Below are 8,559 nucleotides of genomic sequence, written 5' to 3'. Positions count from 1 at the left end.
GAATATGAAATAGATGTCAATATGGAAAATATGAGGCATCATGTATTTTCATTTCATGAAAAATGACGTTTTATTTTACCTATACCCGCCTACCTTTGCGTTTGCCTTTGAGATGAGAAATTTTAACCTATATACATTGTTTTTTAATCCTAAGTTGACTGTTTAACCCTTCCTTAACCTTGCCCTTGTTATGCTTGAACCTATTGTAGACTTTTCGACTTTTTCAGTTAGGGATAACACAACTATCTTGTGGTCTTGAGTCTGATCTTTTTTAATTACTTATCAGGAATTTTTTATCATGAAATCTTCAATCGGCATCACAGGCTTACTCGTCGCTGCGATTACACTCAGCAGTTGTCAACCAGACAGCACGCCTGCGAGCTCTGCGCCAGTAACGGCGGTTTCGTATATTAGGGTAAGTAGTGCCGAGCATAATATTGACACCCAAATGCAGGGGCGTGTGGTGGCATCCCTTAGCGCTGAAGTACGTCCGCAGGTGGGTGGTATTATTCAGCAGCGTTTGTTTATTGAGGGTAACTCAGTAGAGCAGGGCCAGTTGCTGTATCAAATTGAGCCGGCGACCTATCAGTCTGCTTACAATGAAGCCAATGCCAATTTAAATAGCGCTAAAGCATCCCTTGAAACGGCGAGTTTGAAAAATCAGCGTTACGCCGATTTATTGCAATTTGAAGGGGTATCGCAACAAGATGCTGACGATGCCCATGCGACTTATCTTGAAGCTAAAGCGAATATTGAAAAGTATCAGGCCGCCTTAGCAACGGCGGCGATTAACCTTGAATTTACCAAAATTACCGCGCCCATCTCGGGTCATATTGGGATCTCTAGCGTAACCGCCGGTGCGCTAGTTACCGCTCAGCAAACTAGTGCTCTTGCGACTATTCGTACTTTGGATCCTATTTACGTGGATATGAAAAAAAGCAGCAAGGACTTACTCAAACTGCGCCAACTGATGACAGATAGTGGTGTGAAACAAGGCACAGCTGCGGTAACACTGACCTTAGAAGATGGCAGTGAATATGGCCTTAAAGGTCAGTTGAAAATGCAAGAAGTATCAGTGGATGCATCGACAGGCTCCGTCACCTTGCGTGCCGAATTTGCCAATCCTGATGGTGTCTTATTACCCGGCATGTTTGTGCGAGCACAAGTCAATGAAGCGGTAGAACAAAATGCGATATTGGTGCCACAACAAGGGGTTTACCACGAGGCGACGGGTGAAGCCTACGCCTATGTGATTGGTGAGAATAATCAAGTCGAAAAGCGCAGTTTAAAAACCATTAATGCGGTTGGCAATCAATGGCTACTCGAGAGCGGCTTATCACTGAATGATAAATTATTGGTTGAAGGCAGTAGTAAAGTAAGACCAGGTAGTGAAGTTAAGCCTATTGAAGTGCAAATGGATGCTACGGGCGCTGTGGTTGCCTTAGCTGAGCAAAGTACCTCCGCTACCCTAGGAGGGCTATAATTTATGTTTGCCCGTTTTTTTATCGATCGTCCGGTTTTTGCTTGGGTTATTTCTATCATCATTATGCTGATCGGTATTTCCTCAATTATGTCCTTACCAATTGCCCAGTACCCAAGTGTGGCTCCCCCTGTTATTAGGGTTACTACAAGCTATACCGGTGCTGATGCCCAAACGGTGGAAAACAGTGTTACACAAATACTCGAACAGCAATTAACTGGCCTTGACGGCTTATTATACTTTTCCTCTTCGAGTACCTCGGATGGCTCAGCGTCAGTCAGTATCACCTTTGAAGAGGGCACTGACCCAGATTACGCCCAAGTACAAGTGCAAAATAAAGTACAGCAGGTGACGTCGCGCTTTCCCGAATCGGTACAAACTCAAGGGGTAACGGTAACCAAATCTAATAGTGACTTTTTACTGGTTACCGCCATTTATGATGCAAGCGATCAGGTTTCTTCCTTTGATATCGCTGATTACATTTCATCTAACATAGAAAATGAGATAGCTCGCATTGAAGGGGTGGGAGACACCCGGGTATTTGGTTCAGAGTATGCCATGCGTATCTGGCTCGACCCAACCAAATTGGCAGCCTATGAGTTAATGCCCTCAGACATTACCAGCGCTTTAGCCGCACAAAACGTACAAATACCTGCCGGTAAAATCGGTGCGATACCCGCTTTGACGGAGCAAGAACTCAATGCCACAGTCACGGCGCAGTCAATGATGTCTACTGTAGATGAGTTTAGCAATATCATCATTAAATACGATGCCAGTGGCGCTAATGTGTACTTGAGCGATGTGGCTCGGGTTGAAATAGGCAGTGCGAGTTACGATGCTATTCCCCGTTTAAATGGCCATCCCGCATCGGGTATTGCCGTCATGCTGTCGCCCGGCGCTAATGCCTTAGACACAGCGACTCGGGTAAAAGCCAAAGTGGCCGAGTTGGCCAAAAACTTACCTGACGGTTACCAAGTGACCTTTCCCCGTGATAGTACTGATTTCATCAAAATTTCAATCAGCGAAGTGGTTCAAACCCTAGTGGAAGCTGTGGTGTTGGTGGTATTGGTGATGTGGTTGTTTTTGCAAAATTGGCGGGCAACGTTAATTCCTGCCATTGCTGTCCCCGTGGTATTGCTGGGTACCTTTGGCGTGTTATCAGCCTTCGGATTTTCCATCAATACCCTCACCATGTTTGGCATAGTTCTGTCTATTGGTTTGCTGGTGGATGATGCCATTGTGGTGGTTGAAAACGTTGAGCGCTTAATGCGCGAGAAGAACTTATCCCCCCGCGATGCGACCATAGAGTCCATGTCAGAAATAAGCAGTGCATTGATCGGTATTGCCGTGGTGTTATCGGCGGTATTTTTACCTATGGCATTTTTTGGTGGCTCAACGGGTGTCATCTACCAACAATTCTCGATAGCCATTGTGTCGTCAATGACCCTGTCGGTTATTGTGGCCTTGACCCTCAGCCCCATGTTATGTGCCAGCTTACTGACTAAGACTGAACATAACAAAGACGGTAAGGGATTTTTTGCTGGCTTTAACCGTGTGTTTGACCGTCTAACTACCTCATATACTGGCCACGTAGAACATATCATCACGCGCAAGGTGCGTTGGATAATAGTGTATGGCGTTATTATCGGGATATTGGCCTTACTTATTGTGCGGATGCCAACGGGCTTTTTACCTCAAGAAGATCAAGGCAATACCATGTTTCAAATTAACTTGCCTCCGGGAGCCTCTATAAAACGTACTCGCGCGGTGGCCGAAAAGGTAGAGCAATATCTGATGGAAAATGAAACAGATAGCGTGATCCGCACATTTACGATTTCGGGTTTTAATCGAGCTGGGAGCGGACAAAATGCAGGCATGGGGTTTGTAGGATTAAAGCCTTGGGATGAACGCCCCCAAGAAGAGCAGAGTGCAGAAGCTTTAATCAATAGAATGAACAAAAATTTGTCGAGCATTCGTGATGCAAGTGTTTTTGCTATGCAGCAACCCGTGATCCAAGGGCTAGGTCAAAGCAACGGTTTTACCTTTCAAGTGCAAGCAGCTACAGGTACTAGCCGTGAAGAGTTAAGCCGTTTGAAAGACGAATTGCTTAGTAAAGCACGCCAAAGCGAATTACTCTCGAGTATTCGAGAAGGAGCGCTGAGTGACACACCCCAGCTCAAAATTGATATTGATAACGGCAAGGCAACGGCCCTAGGTTTGTCCCTGTCGGATGTTTCGGCGACCTTAACTTCGGCATGGGCTGGCTCCTATGTGAATGACTTTATTGACGATGGTAGAGTGAAAAAAGTCTATGTGACAAGTGATGCCCAATACCGATCTAAACCTGAGGATTTAGGTGAGTGGCATGTACGAGGGGTAAATGCTGATGGTGAAACTACCATGACGCCTTTCTCTGCGTTTAGCTCTACGACATGGTCAAGCGCGCCACAAAGTTTGTCGCGTTTTAATGGTGTTGCGTCCTACGAGATACAAGGTGTTGGGGCGAGCGGAGTGAGTTCGGGCCAAGCCATGGCTGAAATGGAACGCTTAAGTGAAGAAGTGGGTCAAGATAAGTTAAGCTACTCATGGAGTGATTTGTCTTACCAAGAAAAGCTCTCAAGCGGGCAGTCAAGCATGCTTTACGGCATCTCTATTTTGGTGGTGTTCTTAGCACTAGCGGCCTTATATGAAAGCTGGTCAGTACCCTTTTCTGTCATTATGGTTATTCCATTAGGTTTGGTTGGCGCAGCCATAGCAGCCACCATGCGCGGCCTCGAAAACGATATTTATTTTCAGGTGGCTCTGTTAACCACCATTGGGCTGGCGTCAAAAAATGCGATCTTAATCGTGGAATTTGCTGAGACCTCCTATCAGAAAGGCTCGTCATTGGTAAGTTCTGCACTTGAAGCGGCAAAACTGCGTTTACGGCCGATTATTATGACCTCCTTGGCCTTTATGTTTGGTACTTTGCCACTGGCTATTTCATCTGGTGCGGGCGCCAATAGCCGTATTTCAATCGGTACGGGTATTGTTGGTGGTACCTTAACCGCCACCATTTTTGGGATATTCTTGGTACCTATGTTTTTTGTCTTGATCCGTGGATTATTTCCCAAACGACGTCCAGTATATGATGTTAAGTCTTCGATTAAGGAGAATGCCCATGACTGAATTAACCATTAATGTGATGGGCAGTGCTAGGTTGCTGCCTATCGTTGGCGCGTTAATTTTAGCCGGATGTAGTAGCTTAGCCCCGGATTATGCTCGCACTGATTTGCCTGTGCCTAATGAATGGCAAAACCAGCCACAGACTCAGACTCAAGGGTTATCAGCAGAGCAGGCGCTGCAAGTCCCTTGGCAAGATTTCATCAAAGATCCACGCTTAGCACAAATAATTGAGCTGGCGCTCAATAGCAACCGCAGCCTGCGTGAAACTCTGGCTGATGTTGAATCCGCCAGAGCGACTTATCGTATCCAAAAAGCAGATTTATATCCGGCTATTGATGCGGGCTTAAGTGGCAGTCGTACCAAGTCCTCAGCCGGCGATATCTCTACAATCTATGGAGCCGAAGTAGGGTTGAGTGGTTATGAAATCGACTTATTTGGTAAGAATCGCAGCCTAACTGAGGCGCAGCTGGAAGCCTATTTGGCAAGCGCGGAAACCGCCAAAGCGGCAAAAATCGCCCTTATCGGTGAGATTGCCAATGCCTGGTTAACCTTAGCTGCAGATAAAAATCAACTGAGCTTAGCCCAAGAAACTGCCGCGAATGCTCAGAAAACCATGGATATTACTAACAAGCGTTTAGAGTTAGGGGTGGATTCAAGGATAGACGTGGCCAGTGCCCAAACGGTTTATCATAGCGCCCGTGCAGACATTGCCAGTTACACCACCCAAGTCGCGCAAGATCTTAACGCCTTGCGTTTGTTAGTGGGTGAGCAATTTGCTGACAACTTGCTGCCTGAAGAATTGCCAGAAAGCGCAACCTTGGTCTCAGATGTGCCAGCAGGCTTAGCGTCGTCGGTGCTGTTGCAGCGCCCAGATGTCTTGGCGGCCGAACATGACCTAAAATCAGCCAATGCCAATATTGGTGTTGCCCGGGCGGCGTTTTTTCCGAGCTTGTCGTTAACCGCCTCTGGCGGCTTGGCTAGTTCAGTATTGGCCGATATATTCACTGGCGGCGCCAATTCAATTTGGACTATTGCGCCGAGTTTATCTTTACCCATATTTGATGGCGGAGCGAATGACGCGAATTTGGCCTACAGTGAAGCCCAGCAACGTAAGTATCTTGCTGCCTATGAATATGCAATTCAAAGTGCATTTGCTGAAGTCGCTGATGCGCTAGCGCGTCGAGCAACCATTCAACAACAATTGGATGCCCAACAAGCCTTAGTGACGGCGGCGAGTCGCAGTTATGATTTGTCGTTAGCACGCTATAAAGGGGGGATTGACAGCTTTCAAAATGCCCTAACCGCCCAGCGTACATTGTATGGTGCAAAACAATCGCTTATTAGCACCAGACAGACGGATCTTAATAATCGCATCACCCTGTATAGGGTATTGGGCGGTGGCTTAGTAGAAAAAGAGTCTGGGCAAGATAATAACTAAGTTTTTGCTTATAATCTCTGTCATTCGATGTGGGATTTTTATGTTATGAAGTTGCTAGGATTAATATTTTAATGAATGTATTACTGGTTGAAGATGACATCGACCTTGCCACTACCGTAGTTGATTATCTCGATATTGAGTCCATTGAGTGTGACCATGCGAGCAATGGGCTTATGGGCTTACATTTAATCGAAACCAATCATTATCAAATGATCATACTTGATATTAATATGCCAAAAATGGATGGCTTAACCCTGTGCAATACCCTGCGGGAACGCGGCATGGATATTCCAATTCTAATGCTGACGGCCCGTGATAGCCTCGATAATAAGTTGCAAGGTTTTGCAGCAGGTAGTGATGATTATTTAGTCAAACCCTTTGCGCTGAAGGAGCTGGTGGCGCGAGTGCAAGTGCTTGCAAAGCGCCGCAGTGGCGAAGTAAAACGCTTAGTATTGGGTGATTTAACCCTAGATTTAAGCCTGCACACTGCACTTTTAAAGCAAAAACCTTTAAAACTTTCGCCTATCGCTTTTAAATTATTAGAAGTATTAGTACGTACCAGTCCGCAAGCGGTAAATCGTCAGCAAATTATGCAAAGCGTTTGGGGCGATGAACAACCTGATAGTAATAGTCTAAAGGTGCATATTTATCATTTGCGCAAACTGCTGGATAGCGCCACGAGTAACATCAGCTTAGAGACGGTATCAGGTATTGGTTTTGCTATTAGAAAAGATATTGAAGGAGAGTTAGATTGAAAATCAGACCAAGTCTTAGACTGTATTTTTTTATCAGTGTGGTATTGCTTGGCTCGGTGATGGCGATTGGTTTTTCTTTATTAAGTGTTAACTATTTTATTGACGGCCTCGATAAAGGGCATTATGTGGTCATGCGTGATCTGGCTAAAACAGTTGAACTTGAAGATGGACAAGCAAAAGATATTGGCGGTTTTCATATAGCAAGCCGTTGGCAGGATACCCCAGATATTATTCAGCAACTTTTTAATTCGCCACTTAGCGAGGAGGGACGACTACAAAAAATAACAGAGCAGTCATCGATTTTTTCCGTGCCTGAAAATGTTTATTTTATGGTGTTGTTTTATACTCCCCAAGGTGAACAACGATTTATATCCAAGGTCATGCTCGAAAAAGACCGACCTGTCAGCGTAGATTCAAGTTCTCCTGCCAAACGACTGTATTGGATATTTTTTACGGCGGTTGCGGCCATTGCCTTATTTATCTTTTTTTTAATGATGATAATGCGAAAAATAGCCAAACCCATCGAATCCTTAAAAAATTGGGCCAAATCCTTAAACCAAGAAAACCTGCAACATTCGCCGCCAGATTTTAACTACAACGAATTAAATGTATTGGCCGCCCTAGTGCAAAGTAATTTAAAGTCGGCTCATCAAAGTGTTGAGCGTGAACAACAATTTTTAAGTTACGCCAGCCATGAATTGCGTACGCCTATTGCGGTCATTCGTAGCAATGTTGAGTTATTGCAAAGGTTAAGCGAAAAAGCCCCCCTTAGTGACAAACAACAACTGACCTTGCAGCGCATTCAACGGGCCGGTTTAACCATGAGCAATTTGACCGACACCCTACTGTGGCTTAGCCGTAATGATGAACAAGAGGTTGCGCCAGAGACGGTAGCCTTAGATGATAAAATCAAACAATTGTGTGTTGAACTTAATTATTTACTCAATGCAAAAAACGTTGAAATTAACATAGACACCGAACAATACGGGCTGCATGTACAAGCTACTGCCTGCCATATTGTATTAAGTAATCTTATTCGCAACGCCTATCAGCATACTCAATCAGGTTACGTGAATATCAAACAGCAGGGTGGGCGGCTTACTATCATTAACTGCAACACCCAGGACGATAATGCCGAGCTTAAGACTGGAACGAATGAGACTGCCGTTGCTTTTGGCGAAGGTTATGGACTAGGTTTGCAACTTAGCGAAAAAATCATTAAGCGCCATGCTTGGTTTTATGAAGTGACTAATGTGCAAGGACTATATCAGGTCACTGTTGATTTTGAGCTGAATAAATAATTTGGTAAGGCCATCAGTACGTGGCTATTTATAGAGGGTGTTTGTCTATTTTCTAGCCTTAGGTTTAAGTCAAAATGTAATAACAGAGGTGAACGTGAAAAAGTGTTTTTCGATGCTAGTGGTGGTTTTTATGCTAACGCCTCAGGTCTTTGCCCAGAGTGCAGTTAAGTATAATAAGGAGTTGGATGGCTTTGACTATCCCTTTGATGTTGAGACCTTCAAGTTCAATTCGCAAAATCAAGAGTTAAACATGCGCTACATGGATGTAGGCGCTAAAGACGCAGAAAAAGTGATTGTGTTACTGCATGGTAAAAACTTTGCTGGTTATTACTGGGAACAAGTCACCCAAGATCTGCTAAAAAGACCCCGCAGTTTCTGAACCACATGGGACAACAAGATAAATGTTTGCCCAAGTATGTG

The 8,559-nt window shown here is 44.8% G+C and carries 6 protein-coding genes; all 6 read left to right on the top strand.

Annotated features, from left to right (window positions below; genetic code table 11):
• Nucleotides 1-298: 298 nt before the first annotated feature.
• The 6 genes from NWQ57_RS18035 to NWQ57_RS18010 all read left to right on the top strand — a co-directional run bounded on the left by NWQ57_RS18035 (nucleotide 299) and on the right by NWQ57_RS18010 (nucleotide 8,518).
• Nucleotides 299-1,483 (top strand): efflux RND transporter periplasmic adaptor subunit, encoded by a 1,185-nt coding sequence (locus NWQ57_RS18035; protein ID WP_306023564.1) that lies wholly within the window; start codon nucleotides 299-301, stop codon nucleotides 1,481-1,483.
• 3 nt (nucleotides 1,484-1,486) lie between these two features.
• On the top strand, nucleotides 1,487-4,648 hold the full coding sequence (locus tag NWQ57_RS18030) for an efflux RND transporter permease subunit (protein WP_306023563.1): 3,162 nt from the start codon (nucleotides 1,487-1,489) through the stop codon (nucleotides 4,646-4,648).
• A 16-nt stretch (nucleotides 4,649-4,664) separates the two neighbouring features.
• Nucleotides 4,665-6,083: an efflux transporter outer membrane subunit gene (locus tag NWQ57_RS18025; protein ID WP_372340941.1), complete on the top strand. Its 1,419-nt coding sequence runs from the start codon at nucleotides 4,665-4,667 to the stop codon at nucleotides 6,081-6,083.
• Between the two features lie 71 nt (nucleotides 6,084-6,154).
• Nucleotides 6,155-6,838 (top strand): response regulator transcription factor, encoded by a 684-nt coding sequence (locus NWQ57_RS18020; RefSeq protein WP_306023561.1) that lies wholly within the window; start codon nucleotides 6,155-6,157, stop codon nucleotides 6,836-6,838.
• Nucleotides 6,835-8,139, top strand: coding sequence for a HAMP domain-containing sensor histidine kinase (locus NWQ57_RS18015; RefSeq protein ID WP_306023560.1), 1,305 nt, complete (start codon nucleotides 6,835-6,837; stop codon nucleotides 8,137-8,139). The genes NWQ57_RS18020 and NWQ57_RS18015 overlap by 4 nt, the downstream gene beginning before the upstream one ends.
• A 94-nt stretch (nucleotides 8,140-8,233) precedes the next feature.
• On the top strand, nucleotides 8,234-8,518 hold the full coding sequence (locus NWQ57_RS18010) for a hypothetical protein (protein WP_306023559.1): 285 nt from the start codon (nucleotides 8,234-8,236) through the stop codon (nucleotides 8,516-8,518).
• The last annotated feature ends 41 nt before the right edge of the window (nucleotides 8,519-8,559 follow it).

Source organism: Paraglaciecola sp., assembly GCF_030730205.1.
Taxonomy (GTDB): Bacteria; Pseudomonadota; Gammaproteobacteria; order Enterobacterales; family Alteromonadaceae; genus Paraglaciecola.
Note: the sequence above shows the minus strand (reverse complement) of the source record. Positions and strands in the feature narration are given on the sequence as shown.